Source organism: Streptomyces sp. NPDC003042 (assembly GCF_053591315.1).
On record NZ_JBSFTP010000009.1, the window covers coordinates 1 to 18437 of the forward strand.

The following is an 18437-nucleotide window of genomic DNA, read 5'->3' on the forward strand; positions in this document are numbered from 1 at the left end:
GGCTTCTCGAAGATCGGCGACGTGATGGCCGGGCTGAAGGGCCTGGGCAAGGTCGAGGTCCCGAACATCAACGTGGACGGCGCGATCGCCCTGCCCGACGGCGCGAAGATGCTGCCCGACGGAACGATCAACCTCCCCTCCGGCACAGCGGTCCCGGACGGAGCGGTCAAGCTCCCGGACGGCAACATCAAACTCCCCGAGGGCACGACGACCTTCCCGCCGGGCACGGTCAAACTGCCGGAGGCCGGCCCGTCGCGGTTCATGGACCTCGAGGGCAACATCTACAAGGCCGACGGCTCACTCGACCAGAGCGGCAAGGCCGCCAAACAGGAACCCTCGCCGGACACGGGCGCGGACACCCCCCGCGCCGACGCCCCGAAGCCGGATACCCCGATCAAGGTCGAGGTCCCCGACCGCGTCCCGGCAGGGGTCGGCGGCCGCGGCGACGACTTCACCCGCGTCGGCAGCAACATCTCCGACCCGGTCCGTGCAGCCGACGACCTCCCGGGCACCCGCCCGGACACCACCCCGGGCGGCCACGTCCCCGACAACATGCCACGTAACAGCACGGACACCCACGGCCCGTCCGCCCCCGGCCCCCGCTCGGACACCCCGACCACGGGCGGCGGTCACACGGATAGGCCGTCCACGGCCGGAGGCGGGCCGGAGACCCCGTCCACGGGCGGCGGCCGCCCCGAGGCACCGGGCGGCGCGGGCCACACCGACGGCCCGTCCACGAACGGTGGAAACCCGGAAACCCCGGGCGGCACGGGGCCCGGGGCGTCCGCAGGTGACGGCCCGGAGACGCCGGGTGGCGGAGGTGGGACCGGCGACGGTCCCGGGAACGGCCCCGGGATGCCTGAGCAGCAGCCTGCGGTCATTCTGGAAGGCCCCCGGATCGGCCAGCAGCCCAGTGGGCCCATGGCCCCTGGGCGGGAGGCCGCCGTGACGGAGGCTCTCAAGAACGCAAAGGTTCCGCCGGTGGACCAGGGCCGCATGCTCGTGCAGCTGAGGAAGTCGGAATACGGGGCAGCCGTTGCGGAATACATCGCGAGCGGCCGATTTGCGGACACCCCCGGATTCAAGAACCCTGAGGGCCTTCTGTTCCAGGTCAAACAGAACGGCATGATTCCCGCTGTGCACCAGGCGCTGGAGTACGCTGCGGATCTCCAGTCCAAGGGAATCAAGAACATCGAGTTCGAGCTGAAGCTTCCCGCCCAGAAGCTCGACCTGGACGTGCTGGTCCGCACCCCCGACGGGCGCATCGAATTCGGCGCTCAGCTCAAGGACGTGGACAGCGTCGCGGGCATCAAGTCGGCAGTCAAGAAGATCGCGGAGAAGCAGCTCGGCGGGCCGGGAGTTGACGTAAAGCACGCACTTCTGGATATCAGGGGCCTCAGGGGCGAGCTCACGGAGCGTGAAATCCAAGCCGTCCAAAGGGCCGCTGACCGGAGCAACGCCTCCTTCGAGCTACGATTCGACGACGGGTCCGTCACCATATTTCCCACCAATGCCACCAAGCCGTAAGGAAGTCGATGTCGATGCTGATGCGCGCGCCGAAGGAGTGCGGCTCGTGGTTCTGGGACCTGGACGACGTGGCGGAGCCCGGTCTGGAGTCCGCGCTCAGGACCGCGGCGCGCATGGGCGCTGTACTTCAGAAGCACGCTTTGCTGGAGCCGGCCTCGCTTGAGTGGAACTGGTTCCAGGTCGGCAAGGGCGGCCTCGGCATCCACAGCCGCCTGGACCTCGGCGGGCGTTCGCTCGATGATCCGGCATTGCCCGGTGACCTCCGCGACTGTCAGCCGGGCGGCCATCCGCAGGCAGAGATGGGCGGAATCCTCGTGCTGGGATCCGGCGCCTGGTTCGACGCGGGTGGAACACGCCACAACGAGTACCGCCTGGTCGAACTCATGGTGTCACCCGACGAGATCGGCCCCTCGGCAGAACTGTCCGTGTACCACGACGTATGGGGTCCGTGTGATTTCCGGGGCGAGCCGCATCCGGCCATCCATGCCAACAACGCGCCGCGGCTCGCGTCAGCCCTTCAGGAGCTCGACCAGTTGCTCGGGGTTGAGGCGGAGCCCGGCGAGCCGACGTACTACGGTCGAGCCGAGGGCCACGGGCTCCAGGCTCCCGACATCATCGACGGGCGGGGGCCGGACCTCACCGATACCGTATTCGGGTAGGCGCGGCATCCGTTTCAACGGCAACCTGGCGGTGCTGGACAAGTCGGTGAAGGCGTCGGGATCCGGGACTGGAACTGGTTCGGAAGCCCCGCTCGGGGGCGTGGAGCACGGCGGCGGCCCGGCCGGCGGCGGCGCGGGCGGGGCCGGCGCCGAGTGACCTCAAGGGGCGGGCACAAAAACGACCCCAGGACGCGCTTTGATCACTACCGACCCTGTGGGCGAATGGCACTGGGACACGGCAATTGATGTCTCCGAGGGCCAGGGTGTGCGTCGCGCTCCGAAGCTTTTTGGTGAACTGCATTCCGTCGCTGCGCGGCTCGGAGTCATCGATGGGTGGGGCCGCTCAGGGGTGAAGGTCGCCACCGTGGATGCGCCGCGTCAAGAGCGGTACAGGTGGGAGGGCTCCGGCCCCGTCGACCGCGCGGTTGAGAGCGACGAAGTCGAGCTCGGGCCAAGGGCGATGCTGCACATCTGGAGCAAACTTCCTGGCGAATGGCTCGACGAGGTCGCCCATCGTGCGGAAAATCTGTTCGCCCTGCGGCTTGTCGTATGGGACCAGGGCGGTGCGATGGTCTCGCTCCGTGCGTACCTCGACGCTGCTGGCCTGCCGGGTCAGTACGGGTCCTGCCTCGCCCACGCGCTCGCAGGATCGGGCGAGGCCGAGCCGCGCTCGATACCGTGCTCGGCGGCCTGCTGGACGCTGCCGAGATCGCCGGCCCCACGCCTGGGGCGAACTCCACGAGGTCGCCGGCTCCGCGGAGGCGCCCCACAGGTCAGGGCCGCAGACTGAGGCGGCGCGTGGTCAGGCCTTCAGGTCGTGGAGGAAGGCGGCCCAGGCGGGGGCGGCGCAGCGGAAGCCGGGGCGGGCGGTGTCCTTGCTGTCGCGTACGGCCCGGCCGCCGTCGTTCGTCTCCGCCACCTCGACGCAGTTGCTGTTGGAGCCGCTATAGCTTGCCTTCAGCCAGTACAGGTCGGACGGGGTGGGGTTGGGCGTCTGTGTACTCATGAGTGAGCGTCCTTCTTGGCGGCGATGAGCGACATTGACTTATCGAAGGGCAGCGCCGACGCGGTCAGCCTTTCGAAGGCCTCGGCATACCGTGACACGCCGTGGGCCTCCTCGATATAGAGGCTGCTGTCCAGCTGTTCGAGCAGGACCACATCCAGTCCCGGTTGTCCGAACCCGAGCACGGTGAATCCGCCTGCCGCTCCAGGATGGAGCACGGCGTTGCTGGGCAGCACCTGAATTGTCACGTGCGGGTACTCCGCCACATCGAGCAGGCGCTGGAGTTGGTCCCGCATGATGCCGAAGCCCGGAGCTTCGGCCATCAGCGCAGCCTCGTGAATGATGGCCCGCAGCTTCAATGGCTTCGGTCGCGTCAGTACCGATTGCCGTGCCATCCGAACCTCGACGAGGGGCGCGATCTGGGTCGGCGTCGCCGTCATGCTGAGGGCGCTGATGACGGCGCGGGCGTAGCCGGCCGTCTGCAACAGGCCGGGAATCAACATGGGTTCGAACGTGCTGACGGCGGATGCGTCGTGTTCAAGGCTGATCAAGTCGGCGTAGACCGGGCTCAGGTCGTAGGTCTGCCACCACCCGCGCTTGGCTCCGTCTCTCGCCAGGGTGAGCAGGAAGGCGTGAACGTCGAGGTCGACCACGCCGTAGGTGGACATGAGGTGCTCGACGTCGGCGGGCTTTGCGCCACGGGTAGCACTCTCGATCCGCGAGACCTTGGAGACGCTGAAGCCCGAACGTGCTTCGACGTCCTCGAGGGTCAGCTCGGCTTCCTCCCGCAGGCGGCGTAGTTCGGAGCCAAGTCGCCGACGTCGCACGGTTGGTGCGGTCATGATCGCCTCCGCCCCCTCTCGATCACCTGCCGCCAAGTCTTCCGCGCTCGGCGTCGGGCGGCTACATGCTCGCACAGAGTCACCCACAGGGGTGGTCTACGGTTGGCAACTTTGCCAATGTTGGCGATCTGCTTGCCAGTCGTCTGGCGAGGTGGCCACCCTGTGATGGCAAGGCGCGTGCAGCGTGTCGCTGTATGTGATCTCGCAGTGAACGCAAATACCCCCGCGACCGCGCGAACGGTCCGGGGGCGTGGCCAACGCTGAACAGAGGAGCGTCAACGTGCTGCATTTTATCGGCCTGCTACGGCCCATTCAGGGGCGGGCGGTCGCCCGGTGAGCGGCGAGCAAGAACAAGTGGTGCGGAGGTGGCGGCGGGAGGCGCGGTGTGTGGGGCTGGCGCGGGGCGAGTTGAGGAAGGTGCTGGCTGAGTGGGGGCTCACCGAGCTGGAGGGGGACGCGTTGCTCGTCACGTCCGAGCTGGTGACCAACGCCGTGCGGCATGCCGTCGGGCCCAGGGATCGGGAGATCGAGACGCGGTTCGTGCGGCTGGTGCGCGGTGTGCGCGTGGAGGTGCACGACGCGTGCGAGGCGAGGCCCGTTGTGCGGGCGCCCGACGAGGGGGGCCGGGGGCTGTCGCTCGTGGACGCGCTCGCCGATCGGTGGGACGTGGGGGAGCGGAGTGGGCCCGGGAAGCGGGTTTGGGCCGAGTTGTCCGTGAAGGGTGCGTGAGCCCTTGGCTCCTGACCGTGGACCGGGCCGGGAGTGAGGCGATCTACGAGGTCGAGTGCACCTCGTGTCTCCACGGGTCCGGACCGGCCGATGACGACGACGGGCCGGCCGTGTGGGCCCTGCGGCACGCTCGGAGTACCGGGCACACCGGCTACCGGCGGATTGTGACGGATTTCCAGCGGGCGATGGAGGCCTGAGGGCTGACGGCGTGGCCGCGAAGAGGGCCAGTCTGGCTTCGCGGCCACGCTGTCAGGTCGTAGGGCGGGTACCGAGGGACCGTATCGATACCCGCCCCTGATTACCGCCGCGCGAAGGGTGCGACGGGGTTCTTGAGGGTGCCGATCAGCTGGAGGGCTGCCGACGGGTCCGCGAGGTCCACCATCTGCTTGTTGTTGCGCAGTTGGAGGCGGTTCAGGCAGGACAGCTGGAATTCGTCCGCGAAGAGGTCGTAGCGGGCGAAGCGGTCCGCGAGGGCGGGGATCGAGGCCTGGTACTCGTGGGCGCAGTCCGCCACCGCCCGCCAGAAGGTGTCCTCCTCGCAGATGCCTTCCGAGGCGAGCGTCGAGCCCAGGAAGCGGAAGAAGCAGTCGAACACGTCGGTGAAGATCGACAGCAGCTTCATGTCCTCCGGGATGTCCGCCCGGACCCGCTCGACCGCCGGCGGCAGGACCGCGTCCGCGTCCATGACGACGATCTCCTCGGCGATGTCCTTGAAGATCGCCCGCTTCACCACGCCGCCCTCGATGACGAGGATGGTGTTCTCGCCGTGCGGCATGTACGCGAGGTCGTACTGGTAGAAGCAGTGGAGGAGGGGGAGGAGGTACGCGCGGAGGTAGTGGCGCAGCCACTCCGACGGGGTCAGGCCCGATTCCTCGATCAGCGCGCCGACGAAGGACTTGCCCTCGGCGTCGATGTGGAGGAGCGAGGCCATCGTGGCCAGGCGCTCGTCGCCCTGGATGGAGTTCACCGGGGACTCGCGCCACAGCGCGGCCAGCATCTTGCGGTACGGCGAGTAGCGGTCCGTCGCGCGCTCGTACTGGCGGTGGTGGTAGCCGATCGCCGCGCGCTCGCGGATGATCGAGAAGTTTACTGACTGGAGGACCGGGTCCGACTGGATCAGCTGGTACAGCCAGTCGTTGATGGCCGGTGTGGCCTCCATGTAGGCGGCTGAGAGGCCTCGCATGAAGCCCATGTTGAGGACCGAGATCGCCGTTTTGACGTAGTGCTTCTGAGGAGCGCTCTGGTTGAAGAAGGTGCGGATCGACTGCTGGGCGAGGTAGGCGTCCGGGCCTTCGCCGAGCAGGACCAGGCGGCGGTTGGCGATCTCCGCCGCGAAGGTGACCGTCGTCTTGTTCCACCACTGCCAGGGGTGGACCGGGAGGAGGTGGTAGTCCGACAGGTCCAGGCCGAGGGCCGAGAGCTGCGCCTCGAAGCTCGCGATCGTCTCCTCGCCCAGTTCCGCGCGGATGAACGAGTCGTGGTCCAGGCCCGCGCCCGCCGTGAAGGTCGAGACGTCCTTGCGGGCCGCGACCCACACCAGGTGGACCGGGCTGGCGGTCTCCGGGGCGTACGAGAGGTACTCGTGCACGCCGAAGCCCAGGCGGCCGTTGTTGGCCACGAAGCAGGGGTGGCCCTCGGTCATGCCCGTCTCGATGTCCTGGAACGAGGACTTCGCGAGGACGGCGGACGAGATCTGCGGCTTCGTGTACTTGAAGCCCGTGCCGGCCAGGGTGGAGGAGATCTCCTCCAGGTAGACGGGGAGGACTTCGGTGCTCAGGCCCAGGGCCTGCTGGAACTCGATGTGGAAGTCGAGGGCGTCCAGCGGGAGCTCGGCGCCGTGCTCGTCGTGGCGGGTGATCGAGGACTCGTCCACCGCCCAGTGGTCCAGGGCGTGGCGGACGGCCTTGAAGCGGTACTCGACGGCGGAGTCGTCGCTCAGGACGGAGTAGAGGTCGGAGACGAGGTCGGAGTCCAGCGGCTCCGGAGTCAGCAGGCGCTCGTGGGAGAACTCGGCGAGGGCCTTGCGGACCAGGGCGCGGTTCGCGCGGGCCCACAGCTCCGGGGAGAGGTGGGAGATGGCGTCGGTGAGGCTCATATCGAGGTTCCCGTCGTGATGCCGGTGGCGGCCTCGAACTGGGCGCGGGTGCAGAAGCTGAGGAGGGCTTCCTTCTCCGGCTTCTGGACCGGGCCGTCCGGCACGAAGCCGACCGCCTCGTTCAGGGCGTGGACGGCGGTGTTGCGTACGTCCGGTTCCACCACGACGCGCCGTGTCGCCGGGTCGGCGAAGAGGGAGGCCATCACCGTGGTGATCACGGCGCGGGTGAAGCCGCTGAGCGGCCGGTCGCTGGGCGCGACGAGGAAATGCATGCCGACGTCGCCCGGCTGGGCGTCGTACAGCCCGACCAGTTCCAGTTCGCTCGGGTCGTACGTCTCCATGAGGAAGGCGGGGCGGCCCTCGTGGAGGCCGATGTACCCGTCGTGGTGCTCGGCCGCGGCGATCTTCATGTACTCCCGCTCCACGTCCGGCAGCGAGGCGTCCTGCATCATCCAGAACGCGGCCTTGGGGTGCGTGACCCAGCCGTGCAGGAGCTCCGCGTCGGCGAAGGGGTCCAGCGGGCGGATGGCGAAGGACCCGAGCGCCGTGTCGGTGCGGGTGTACAGGATCTCGGTGGTGGTGCTCATACGTGCGTGCCTTCCGGGACTGCGAACTGCTGGAACGCGATGGACTTCTCGACCTTGTAGTACTCGCGGCCGAGGAGCTCACCGATGATGTACGCGTTGCGGTACGCGGCCATGCCCAGGTCGGGCGAGGTGAGGGAGTGGTTGTGCGTCGTGCCGTTCTGGAGGAAGACCCCGCGCCCGGTGGTGTCGACGCTGTAGTTGCGGGCGGCGTCGAGCCGGCCGTGCCCGTCGAAGTTCAGCCGCCCGCGCACGGGGGCGAGGAACTCCGGGACCGTGTACTTGTAGCCGGTGGCCAGGATCAGGCCCTCGGAGGCGAGGGAGAAGTCCCGCTCCTGCTCCTCCTGGCGCAGCCCCAGCGTGTAGACGCCGGTGGTGGTGTCGTACGCCGTGCTGTTGAGGGAGGTGTTGGTGAGCAGGGTGGTCGGGACGGCGCCCGGCATGGTGATCTTCTTCTGGTAGAGCAGGTCGAAGATGGCGTTGATCAGATCGCCGTCGATGCCCTTGAAGAGGTTCTTCTGCTGGGTTTCCAGCCGGTAGCGGGTCTCCTCGGGGAGCGCGTGGAAGTAGTCCACGTACTCGGGTGAGGTCATCTCCAGGGTCAGCTTCGTGTATTCCAACGGGAAGAACCGCGGGGAGCGGGTGACCCAGTTGAGCTGGTAGCCGTACACGTCGATCTCGGCGAGGAGGTCGTAGTAGATCTCGGCCGCGCTCTGGCCGGAGCCGACCAGGGTGATCGACTTCTTCTTCTGGAGCTCCGCCTTGTTCGGCATGTACGCGGAGTTGTGGACGAAGTCGCCGCCCAGCTTCGCGCAGGCCTCCGGGGCGAAGGCCGGGGTGCCCGTGCCGAGGACCAGGCGGCGGGCGCGGTGGGTCTCGCCGCGGTCGGTGTGGACCTCGTACAGCCCGGCCCGCTCGTCGTAGGTGACCTCGGTGACGGAGGTGGACCACTGGACGTTGTCGAGCCGGTCGGCGGCCCAGCGGCAGTAGTCGTTGTACTCGACCCGCAGCGGGTAGAAGTTCTCCCGGATGTAGAAGGAGTACAGCCGGTCCTTGTCCTTCAGGTAGTTCAGGAAGGAGAAGGGCGAGGTCGGGTCGGCGAGGGTGACCAGGTCCGACATGAACGGCGTCTGGAGGTGTGCGCCGTCCAGGAACATCCCGGCGTGCCACTCGAAGTGCGGCTTCGACTCGATGAAGAGGCCGTCGAGCTCGTCGATCGGGGCGGTCAGGCAGGCGAGTCCCAGGTTGAAGGGACCGAGGCCGATTCCGATGAAGTCACGGGGTTCACGAGTGGACGGCAAGGGATTCTCCCAGGAACTGCGCGGCATGTGCGGCGAGAAGGTCGAGGACGGCCGAGATGTCGGCGGTCGTGGTCTGCGGGTTGAGGAGGGTGAACTTCAGGTACTGCTTCCCGTCCACCTTGGTGCCGGCCACGACGGCCTCGCCTGAGGCGAACAGGGCCTTGCGGGCGTGCAGGTTGGCCTCGTCGACCAGGTCGGTCCGCATGTCGCCCTCCGGGACGTAGCGGAAGACCAGGGTGGAGATCTGGGGCTTGACGACGACCTCGAAGCGGGGGTCGGCGTCGATGATGTCCCAGCCCGCGGCGGCCAGGTCGACGACCTCGTCGAAGAGCGAGCCGACGCCGTCGGCGCCCATGACGCGCAGGGTCATCCAGAGCTTGAGCGCGTCGAAGCGGCGCGTGGTCTGGATGGACTTGTCGACCTGGTTCGGGATCCGCTCCTCCGCCATCCGGCGAGGGTTGAGGTAGTCCGCGTGGTACGTGGCGTGCTTGAGGGTGTCGCGGTCCCGGACCAGCATCGCGCTGGAACTCACGGGCTGGAAGAAGGACTTGTGGTAGTCGACCGTGACCGAGTCGGCCAGTTCGATGCCGTCGAGCAGGTGCCGGCGGGTGGGGGAGACCAGCAGTCCGCAGCCGTACGCGGCGTCCACGTGCATCCACGCGGAGTGCTCGGAGGCCAGGCGGGCGATCTCGGGGAGCGGGTCGATGGACCCGAAGTCGGTGGTGCCGGAGGTGGCGACGACGGCCATCGGGAAGAGGCCCTCGCCGGCGCAGCTCTCCAGCTCCAGGGCGAGCACCGAGGTGTCCATGCGGCGGTTGCGGTCGACCGGGACGGCGATGACGGCCTCGTAGCCGAGGCCGAGCATGGCGGCCGACTTCTTCACGCTGAAGTGGCTGGCCTCGGAGGTGAAGATGCGCAGCTTGGGGAGGAGTTCGGCCTTGGTGAGCTCCCGTCCCTCGTGCAGCGCCTGCTTCATCACGATCCGGCAGGCCTCGTCGCGGGCGAGGAGCAGCGCGTGGAAGTTGGACTGGCTGCCGCCGGAGGTGAAGATGCCGTCCGCGCCGGGGCCGAGGCCGATGCGCTGAGCGGTCCAGTCGATCAGGCGGCGCTCGATGAGCGTGCCGCCGATGGACTGGTCCCAGGTGTCGAGGGAGGAGTTGACGGCCGCCATGACCGCCTCGCCGACCACCGCGGGGATGACGACCGGGCAGTTGAGGTGGCCCAGGTAGCGCGGGTGGTGGAAGTACACGGCGTCGCGGAGGTAGACCTCTTCGAGCTCGTCGAGGGCGGCGGCCGCGTCGGCGAGCGGCTTGTCGAGGTCGATCGCATCGATGACCGGGGCGAGTTCGTCGACGGATATGCCGGTGTGGGGCCGCTCCGTGGTCGCGAGTTTGGCGGCGACACGGTTGACGCCCTCGGTGACGGAGCGCCGGTAGAGGTCCGCGGTCGTCTCGTTCAGCAGATGCGAGCGCATCAACTTTCCTCCGGGCAGGGGAATGAGGGGGTGGTGGGGTACGCACTTAAGCAACCTACAGACTTAGGTTAGCCTAACCTAACCTTGAGGCCAAACGCAGAGGGGCCCCGGCGTCGGCCGGGGCCCCTCTGAAATTCCCTGCGGGAAGCGGTGGTTCGCTACAGCTCGGCGGTCGGGTCCTCGCTGGCCGCCTGGCCCGCGTACGCCTCGGCGAGGAGCTGCTCCTCGCTGGCGCCCAGGCGCCAGTAGCCCGTGAAGCGCACCGCACGGCGGTCGATGGAACGTTCCCGCACGAAGTGGCGGCGTACCGCGCGGATCGTGCCGGCCTCGCCCGCGAGCCAGACGTACGGGCTCTGGGCGGCGGGCAGTCGCGCGGACCGCAGGGCGGCCAGCACCTGCTCGGACCGCTCCCGGCCCGCGCCCTTCTCGCGCACGATCCAGGTGATGTCGGCGTCCGCGAGGGTGTGCGGGTCGATCCGGTCGTCCGCGTGCGGCACCTCGAACCAGGCCCGCACCGCGGTGCCGGCGGCGAGCCGGTCCAGGATCGCGGCGGCGGCGGGCAGGGCCGTCTCGTCCGCGTACATCAGGATCGCGTCGGTGGCGGCGGGCGGCTGGAACCGTACGGACTTGTTCTCGGCGACCGTCGGGCCGATCGCCATGATGCGGCGGCCGGTGACGGCCCGTCCGGCCCAGGCCGAGGCCGGTGATGAATCGCCGTGCAGGACGAAGTCGATGTCGACCTCGTCCACGCCCTCGGGCGTACGGCGCTGCTCGCGCACGGTGTAGGAGCGCATCACCGGACGGTCCTCGTCCGGCATCGCGCGCCAGGCACCGAACCAGGTGTCCTCGTCGGTCGAGGGAAGCTCGGTGTGCTCGTGGTGGGACGGCGGCAGGAAGAGCGAGAGGCTCTGGTCGAAGCCGCCCGAGCGGAAGTCCGCGAGGGACTCACCGCCGAACGTGACCCGCAGGAACGAGTGGCCGAGACGCCGTGTGCGCAGGACTTCGAGCGCGAAGAACCTGAAGTGCACGGCGGCCGGGGTGTCGGATGCGGTGACGGTCATGCGGTGAGTCCCCCCAGGGAGTCAGGTCGGCGCCGGGCGCCGAAAGTCAGCTGACCTTCTTGGCGTTCTGGATGGACTTGGCGAGGTCCTCCAGCAGCTGGGCGCAGCGGTCGTACGAGTAGATCGGCTCGGTCACGCGGGGCGTGATCTGACCGGCCTTGACGGCGGGCAGCTCGGCCCAGGTCGGCTTGGCCTTCAGGTCCTGCGGCTGCAGGGTGCCGGTGCGGTTGTCGAGCAGGACGACGTCGGCCTTGTACTTGCCGGCGTTCTCCCAGCTGAGGCTCTCGAAGAAGCCGCCCTCGTCCAGCTTCTCCGGGACGACGAACTCGACGCCGAGCTGTTCGAAGTACTTCAGGTCGGCGGAGGTCTTCGGGGTGGAGACGTAGAAGAGGTCGGCGGCGCCGGAGCCGACGAGCACCTTGATGCCCGGGTTGGCCTTGGTGGCCTCGCGGAGCTTGGTGGAGGCGGCCTCGAAGCGGGCCTTCGCGTCGACCGTGGTCTTGCTGTTCATGTCGGCGCCGAGGGACTTGGCGAGCTCCGCCGTGCGCGCCAGGGACTTGTCGAGGGTGGCGTCGCCGCCCACGGAGATCGCGGCGGCCGGGGCCAGCTTCAGGATGTTGTCCTTGGAGGCCTCCGGGACGTACCAGTACGTGCCGTCCCAGGTGTTGGTGACGAGCAGGTCGGGCTGGAGGGCCGCGTACTTCTCGACGTTGAACTCGTCGTAGACGTTGCCGAGGATCTCGACCTTCGAGATGTCCAGCGAACCGGCCTGGACGTCGGGCTTGCCGTCGGCGGTCTTGGTGGGGCCGAAGACACCCTTGACCTTGATGCCGTAGTCGTTCAGCGCGGCGGCGGTGCCGGTGAAGGCGACGATGTTCTTCGGCGCGGACTTGGTGGCGACGTCCTTGCCCAGGTCGTCCTTGAAGGTCCAGGGGCCGGAGGCCGCCGCGCCCTTGTCGCCCGCACCGTCCTTCGCCGCGTCCGTGCCGCCGCACGCGGCGAGGACCGCGACGAGGCCGAGGGCGCCGCCGGCGGCGATGAGACCGCGGCGGGAGAGGGAGGAGGTGCGGGGCTTGGGCATGTCGATGTCCGCTTTCGTGCGTGCAGGGTGGCCACTGGGCCGTTCGCTGGGAAGGTTAGCCTAACCTTGGCTGGAATTGGTAAGGGGGCCCTAAGTTGTCGAACCTGTGACCTGTGACCCGGGCCCCCTGGCCCGTCCCGCACCCGCACGCCCCTCCCGCTATGCGGAGAAGCCCAGCTCACGGGCGATCAGCATGCGCTGGACCTCGCTCGTGCCCTCGCCGATCTCCAGGATCTTCGAATCCCGCCACATGCGCGCCACCGGGTACTCGTTCATGAAGCCGTACCCGCCGTGGATCTGGGTGGCCTCGCGGGCGTTGTCCACGGCGACCGTCGAGGAGTAGAGCTTGGCGATGGCCGCCTCCTTCTTGAACGACTCCCCGCGCACCAGGCGCGAGGCCGCGTCACGCCAGCCGATCCGCGCCATGTGCGCGCGCATCTCCATGTCCGCCAGCTTGAACTGGATGGCCTGGTTGTCGCCGATCGGCCGGCCGAAGGCCCTGCGCTCCTTCGCGTACTTCACCGACTCGTCCACACAGCCCTGCGCGAGACCGGTGGCGAGCGCGGAGATGGCGATCCGGCCCTCGTCGAGGATCCGCAGGAACTGCGCGTAGCCGCGGCCCTCCTCGCCGACCAGATTCGCCAGGGGGACCCGTACGTCCTGGAAGGACAGCTCGCGGGTGTCCGAGGCGTTCCAGCCGACCTTGGAGTAGGGCGCGGCGACGGTGAAGCCCGGGGTGCCGGACGGGACGATGATCGAGGAGATCTCGGGGCGGCCGTCGGCCTTGCGGCCCGTCACGGCGGTGACTGTGACCAGCGCGGTGATGTCCGTACCGGAGTTGGTGATGAAGCACTTCGAGCCGTTGATCACCCACTCGTCGCCGTCGCGGACGGCGGTGGTGAGGGTGCCGCCGGCGTCGGAACCCGCACCGGGCTCCGTCAGGCCGAAGGCGCCGAGGATCTCGCCGGAACACATCTTCGGCAGCCACTGCCGCTTCTGCTCCTCCGTGCCGAACAGGTAGAGGGGCATGGCGCCCAGCGAGACGCCGGCCTCCAGGGTGATCGCGACCGAGGAGTCGACGCGGGCCAGCTCCTCCAGGGCGATGCCGAGGGCGAGGTAGTCGCCGCCCATGCCGCCGTACTCCTCGGGGAAGGGCAGGCCGAAGAGGCCCATGCGGCCCATCTCGCGGACGATCTCGTACGGGAACTCGTGCCGCTCGTACAGGTCGCCGATCTTGGGCGCGACGACATCGTGCGCGAACGCCTCGACGGTGCGGCGGAGTTCTTCGTGCTCGGGGGAGAGCCGGTGGTCGAGGGACATCTCGGTACTACTCCTTGTGGGAGAGGGCGCGGACGGTACGGGAAGGGCTGGGTCGGCCCAGTTGTTCGGCCATCCACACGCTGGTGGCGGTGAGGGCGGCCAGATCGACCCCGGTGTCGATGCCGAGCCCGTCGAGCATCCACACGAGGTCTTCGGTGGCGAGGTTGCCGGTGGCGCTCTTCGCGTACGGGCATCCGCCGAGGCCGCCGGCGGAGGCGTCGACGGTGGTCACGCCGTGCTGGAGCGCGGCGAGGGTGTTGGAGAGCGCCTGGCCGTAGGTGTCGTGGAAGTGCACGCCGATCCGGTCGGTGCCCACGCCCCGCGCGTTGAGCGCGGCGAGCAGGGCCTCGACATGGCCCGGGGTGGCGACGCCGATGGTGTCGCCGAGGCTCAGCTCGTCACAGCCGAGGTCCAGGAGTGCCTTGGCAACGTCGACGACCTGGGGGACCGGGACGGGGCCCTCCCAGGGGTCGCCGAAGCACATGGAGAGATAGCCGCGGACGTGGGCCCCCTCCTGCTTGGCGCGGGCCACGACGGGCTCGAACATCGCGAGGGACTCGGCGACGGTGCGGTTGAGGTTGCGGGCGGCGAAGGTCTCGGTGGCCGAGCCGAAGACGGCGATCCGGGTGGCCCCGAGAGCGAGCGCGCGGTCGAGGCCGCGCTCGTTGGGGACCAGTACGGGGAGCTCCGCCGCCCCGATGTCACCGAGCAGCGGGAAGAGCTGCTCGGCATCCGCCAGTTGGGGGACCCACTTGGGGTGGACGAAGCTGGTGGCCTCGATCGTGGTCAGCCCGGCGGCGGCCAGCCGGTGGATGAACTCGGCCTTGACGGCGGTGGGTACGGCCGTCTTCTCGTTCTGGAGCCCGTCGCGGGCGCCGACCTCGTGGATCCGGACCCGGGCGGGGAGGCCGGGGCCGGGGACGGTCATGGGCAGGCCGTTCATTCGCCGCTCCCCTCGGCCGGGGTGACCACGGCCAGGACCTGGTCCATGGCGACGGTGGTGCCGGGGGTGACGTCGAGTTCGGTCACGGTGCCGGCGTGCGGGGCGGAGATGACGTGCTCCATCTTCATGGCCTCCACCACGAGGAGGCTCTGCCCGGCGACGACCTCGTCGCCGACGGCCACCTTGACGACGGTGACGGTGCCGGGCATGGGGGCGGCCAGGGTGTCCGCGCCACCGCGTCCGGCGCCGCTGAGGTTCGCCTGGACCGGGTCGTGGTCCTGGACGTGCCAGCTGTCGGCGTCGCGGCCGAGCCAGGTCCCCTCCGGGGAGGTGGCGTGGGCGAAGCGGTGCGTGACGCCGTCGAGTTCGACGGTGACGGTGTCGGGGGTGCGGCTGACGATCCGGGCGCGCGCCGGTGCGCTGGGGCTCTGCCCCAGACCCCGCGCCTCAAACGCCGGCGGGGCTGAGGGGGCGTCGGCGGTGCCGATCAGCAGCTCGGTGACGGGGCCGGACGGCCGGGTGCGGACCTCCAGGGGGTCCTGGCCCGGGAGGCGGAAGTGGTGGACCGTCCAGGCGGGGGTGCCGCCCAGGCGCCAGCCGTTCGCGGCGTCGAACGGGTCGACCCAGCCGGCACCGTTCAGCCTCGCCGGCGTATGAGGCGCGGGGCCCCGGTCCGGTTCGCGCGCCAGCAGGGCTGCCGTGAGGTACACCTCGGCCGGGACGCCCTCCGGCAGCAGCGACGGCAGGTCCCGTTCCACCAGACCCGTGTCCAGGTCACCGGAGACCACGTCCGGGTGGGCCAGCAGCCTCCGCAGGAAGCCGGCGTTGGTCTGGACACCCAGGATCACGGTGTCGGCAAGCGCCCCCCGCAGCACCCGCAGGGCACTGGCCCGGTCCGGGCCGTACGCGATGACCTTCGACAGCATCGGGTCGTACGTCGAGCCCACCGGTACGCCCGCCGTCAGGCCGGAGTCCGTACGGACCGCCCCGCCCGACGGCTCCGACAGCGCGAGGACGGTACCGCCGGACGGCAGGAACCCCCGCGCAGGGTCCTCGGCGCAGATCCGGGCCTCGATCGCGTGCCCGGTCAGGGTGACCCCCGACTGGTCGAAGCCCAGCGGTTCGCCCGCCGCCACCCGCAGCTGCTGCTCCACCAAATCGAGACCCGTGACCAGCTCGGTCACCGGGTGTTCCACCTGGAGCCGGGTGTTCATCTCCATGAAGAAGTACGAGGAGGGGTCCCCGCCCGGCACGATGAACTCCACCGTCCCCGCGCCCACGTACCCGCACGAGCGCGCCGCCTCCACCGCCGCCGCGCCCATCGCGGCCCGCAGCTCCGGCGTCAGCAGGACGCTCGGCGCCTCCTCGATCACCTTCTGGTGCCGTCGCTGGAGCGAGCACTCGCGCTCGCCCAGGTGCACCACGTTCCCGTACGAGTCCGCCAGCACCTGGATCTCGATGTGCCGGGGCCGGTCCACCCACCGCTCCACGAGCAGTGTGTCGTCGCCGAAGGAGGACCGGGCCTCGCGGCGGGCGGCCGCGATCTCCTCGGCCAGCACCGCCTCGTCGCGCACGAGCCGCATGCCCTTGCCGCCGCCGCCCGCGGAGGGCTTGAGCAGCACCGGCATGCCGATCTTCCCGGCTGCCGCGACCAGTTCGGCGTCGGTCAGGCCGCTGCCGGACGAGCCCGGGACCACCGGGACCCCGGCCGCCTTCACCGTCTCCTTGGCCCGGATCTTGTCCCCCATGAGGGAGATGGCCGAGGCCGGCGGTCCGATGAAGGCCAGCCCGGCGTCCGAGCACGCCTGCGCGAAGGCGGCGTTCTCCGCGAGGAAGCCGTAGCCCGGGTGCACGGCTTCGGCCCCCGTGCGGCGGGCGGCATCGAGCAGCCGCTCCACCGAGAGGTAGCTCTCGGCGGCGGCTGCCGGGCCGATCCGGACGGCCGTGTCGGCCTCCCGTACGTGCCGGGCGTCGGCGTCGGCGTCGCTGAAGACGGCCACCGACCGCACCCCGAGCTGCCGCAGGGTGCGGATGACCCGTACCGCGATCTCGCCCCGGTTGGCGACCAGAACAGTGCTGAACATCGAAGAGGTCCTCACGTCTACATGCGGAAGATGCCGAAAGCGGGGTCGCCCAGCGGGGCGTTCGCGCACGCGGTCAGGGCCAGTCCCAGCACCTGCCGGGTCTCCATCGGGTCGATGACCCCGTCGTCCCACAGCCGCGCGGTGGCGTAGTAGGCGTTGCCCTGTTCCTCGTACTGCGCGCGGACCGGGGCCTTGAAGGCCTCCTCGTCCTCGGCGGGCCACTCCTGGCCCGCGCCCTCGATCTGGTCGCGCTTGACCGTCGCCAGTACGGACGCTGCCTGTTCGCCGCCCATGACCGAGATCTTGGCGTTGGGCCACATCCACAGGAAGCGCGGCGAGTACGCCCGCCCGCACATCGAGTAGTTGCCCGCCCCGTACGAGCCGCCGACCACCACGGTCAGCTTCGGGACCCGGGTGCAGGCGACGGCCGTCACCATCTTGGCGCCGTGCTTGGCGATGCCGCCCGCCTCGTAGTCCCGGCCGACCATGAAGCCGGAGATGTTCTGGAGGAAGAGGAGCGGGATGCCGCGCTGGTCGCACAGCTCGATGAAGTGGGCGCCCTTCTGGGCGGATTCGGAGAAGAGGATGCCGTTGTTGGCGATGATCCCGACGGGGTGCCCGTGGATCCGGGCGAAGCCGGTGACCAGGGTCTGCCCGTACTCCGCCTTGAACTCCTGGAAGCGGGACCCGTCCACGATCCGCGCGATGATCTCGCGCGCGTCGTAGGGGGTGCGGGAGTCGACGGGGACCGCGCCGTACAGGCCGTACGGGTCCACCTTGGGCTCCTCGGGCGCCTCGACCGACCAGGGCAGGGCCCCACGGTCGGGCAGGGTCGCCACGATGTTCCGTACGATCCGCAGCGCGTGCGCGTCGTCCTCCGCGAGGTGGTCGGTCACGCCGGAGACCCGGGAGTGGACCTCGCCGCCGCCCAGTTCCTCGGCCGTGACGACCTCGCCGGTGGCGGCCTTCACCAGGGGCGGGCCGCCGAGGAAGATCGTGCCCTGGCCGCGCACGATGACGGCCTCGTCGCTCATCGCCGGTACGTACGCCCCGCCCGCCGTGCAGGAGCCGAGGACGGCGGCGATCTGCGGGATGCCGGCCCCCGACATGCGCGCCTGGTTGTAGAAGATCCGGCCGAAGTGCTCCCGGTCGGGGAAGACCTCGTCCTGCATGGGCAGGAAGGCGCCGCCCGAGTCGACCAGGTAGAGGCAGGGGAGACGATTCTCCAGCGCCACCTCCTGGGCGCGCAGGTGCTTCTTGACGGTCATCGGGTAGTACGTGCCGCCCTTGACGGTGGCGTCGTTCGCGACGATCACGCATTCGCGGCCGCTGACCCGGCCGATGCCCGCGATGACGCCGGCGGCGGGCGCCGCGCCCCCGTACATCCCCTCGGCGGCCAGCGGGGCCAGCTCCAGGAAGGGCGATCCGGGGTCGAGGAGGGCGTCCACGCGGTCGCGGGGAAGGAGCTTCCCGCGGGCGGTGTGGCGGGCGCGGGCCTTCTCCCCGCCGCCGAGCCGGGCCGCGTCGAGCCGGGCCCGCAGACCCTCGGTGAGCTCGCGGTGGGCGGCCTCATTGGTCCGCCAGGCCTCGGACGCCGGGTCCGCGGCGCTCGTCAGCACTGGTGCCTGCTGCATCGGTCGAGCTCCCTTGCTCGGGGCATGCTGTGTTAGTGAGCGTTAACGCATGTGGGACTTAGGTTAACGAGCGCTAACGGCCCTGTCTAGAATGGATTCC

Annotated in this window: 15 protein-coding genes and 1 pseudogene; 4 read left to right on the plus strand and 12 right to left on the minus strand. The window is 69.6% G+C overall.

Going from position 1 to position 18437, the window contains the following annotated elements; all coding sequences use genetic code 11:
• Together ACWDYJ_RS07395 and ACWDYJ_RS07400 are read left to right on the plus strand one after the other, a co-directional pair.
• Positions 1–1527 (plus strand): annotated as a pseudogene (locus ACWDYJ_RS07395) (hypothetical protein); the annotation flags it as partial.
• A gap of 14 nt (positions 1528–1541) precedes the next feature.
• Positions 1542–2186, plus strand: coding sequence for a hypothetical protein (locus ACWDYJ_RS07400; RefSeq protein WP_451564639.1), 645 nt, complete (start codon positions 1542–1544; stop codon positions 2184–2186).
• 802 nt (positions 2187–2988) lie between these two features.
• Here ACWDYJ_RS07400 and ACWDYJ_RS07405 read toward each other — a convergent pair.
• Both ACWDYJ_RS07405 and ACWDYJ_RS07410 read right to left on the minus strand, forming a co-directional pair.
• A complete protein-coding gene (locus tag ACWDYJ_RS07405; protein ID WP_451564517.1) occupies positions 2989–3192 on the minus strand; it encodes a DUF397 domain-containing protein in 204 nt (67 codons plus the stop codon).
• A complete protein-coding gene (locus ACWDYJ_RS07410; protein WP_451564518.1) occupies positions 3189–4031 on the minus strand; it encodes a helix-turn-helix domain-containing protein in 843 nt (280 codons plus the stop codon). Before ACWDYJ_RS07410 ends, ACWDYJ_RS07405 begins: the two co-directional genes overlap by 4 nt.
• A gap of 387 nt (positions 4032–4418) precedes the next feature.
• On the opposite strand from ACWDYJ_RS07410, the gene ACWDYJ_RS07415 reads away from it, so the two are divergent.
• Complete coding sequence (locus ACWDYJ_RS07415) at positions 4419–4760, plus strand: ATP-binding protein (protein ID WP_451564640.1); 342 nt, start codon at positions 4419–4421, stop codon at positions 4758–4760.
• Positions 4757–4957, plus strand: a complete 201-nt coding sequence (locus ACWDYJ_RS07420; RefSeq protein ID WP_451564519.1) for a DUF7848 domain-containing protein — start codon at positions 4757–4759, stop codon at positions 4955–4957. The genes ACWDYJ_RS07415 and ACWDYJ_RS07420 overlap by 4 nt, the downstream gene beginning before the upstream one ends.
• 101 nt (positions 4958–5058) lie before the next feature.
• Here the strand turns inward: ACWDYJ_RS07420 and ACWDYJ_RS07425 are convergent, their stop codons facing one another.
• From ACWDYJ_RS07425 to ACWDYJ_RS07470, 10 genes are all read right to left on the minus strand, one after another.
• On the minus strand, positions 5059–6855 hold the full coding sequence (locus tag ACWDYJ_RS07425; RefSeq protein ID WP_451564520.1) for an IucA/IucC family protein: 1797 nt from the start codon (positions 6853–6855) through the stop codon (positions 5059–5061).
• Positions 6852–7442 (minus strand): GNAT family N-acetyltransferase, encoded by a 591-nt coding sequence (locus ACWDYJ_RS07430; RefSeq protein WP_451564521.1) that lies wholly within the window; start codon positions 7440–7442, stop codon positions 6852–6854. The genes ACWDYJ_RS07425 and ACWDYJ_RS07430 overlap by 4 nt, the downstream gene beginning before the upstream one ends.
• On the minus strand, positions 7439–8767 hold the full coding sequence (locus tag ACWDYJ_RS07435) for a lysine N(6)-hydroxylase/L-ornithine N(5)-oxygenase family protein (RefSeq protein ID WP_451564522.1): 1329 nt from the start codon (positions 8765–8767) through the stop codon (positions 7439–7441). Before ACWDYJ_RS07435 ends, ACWDYJ_RS07430 begins: the two co-directional genes overlap by 4 nt.
• Entirely contained in the window at positions 8724–10214 is a 1491-nt protein-coding gene (locus ACWDYJ_RS07440) for a pyridoxal phosphate-dependent decarboxylase family protein (protein ID WP_451564523.1), read from the minus strand. The genes ACWDYJ_RS07435 and ACWDYJ_RS07440 overlap by 44 nt, the downstream gene beginning before the upstream one ends.
• 158 nt (positions 10215–10372) lie before the next feature.
• On the minus strand, positions 10373–11275 hold the full coding sequence (locus ACWDYJ_RS07445; protein ID WP_451564524.1) for a siderophore-interacting protein: 903 nt from the start codon (positions 11273–11275) through the stop codon (positions 10373–10375).
• Positions 11276–11321: 46 nt separating this feature from the next.
• Positions 11322–12356 (minus strand): ABC transporter substrate-binding protein, encoded by a 1035-nt coding sequence (locus tag ACWDYJ_RS07450; RefSeq protein WP_451564525.1) that lies wholly within the window; start codon positions 12354–12356, stop codon positions 11322–11324.
• Positions 12357–12515: 159 nt separating this feature from the next.
• On the minus strand, positions 12516–13676 hold the full coding sequence (locus ACWDYJ_RS07455) for an acyl-CoA dehydrogenase family protein (protein WP_451564526.1): 1161 nt from the start codon (positions 13674–13676) through the stop codon (positions 12516–12518).
• A 7-nt stretch (positions 13677–13683) separates the two neighbouring features.
• Positions 13684–14619, minus strand: a complete 936-nt coding sequence (locus tag ACWDYJ_RS07460) for a hydroxymethylglutaryl-CoA lyase (RefSeq protein WP_451564527.1) — start codon at positions 14617–14619, stop codon at positions 13684–13686.
• Positions 14616–16703 (minus strand): ATP-binding protein, encoded by a 2088-nt coding sequence (locus ACWDYJ_RS07465; RefSeq protein WP_451564528.1) that lies wholly within the window; start codon positions 16701–16703, stop codon positions 14616–14618. Before ACWDYJ_RS07465 ends, ACWDYJ_RS07460 begins: the two co-directional genes overlap by 4 nt.
• Positions 16704–16720: 17 nt before the next feature.
• A complete protein-coding gene (locus ACWDYJ_RS07470) occupies positions 16721–18337 on the minus strand; it encodes a carboxyl transferase domain-containing protein (protein WP_451564529.1) in 1617 nt (538 codons plus the stop codon).
• Between the last annotated feature and the right edge of the window lie 100 nt (positions 18338–18437).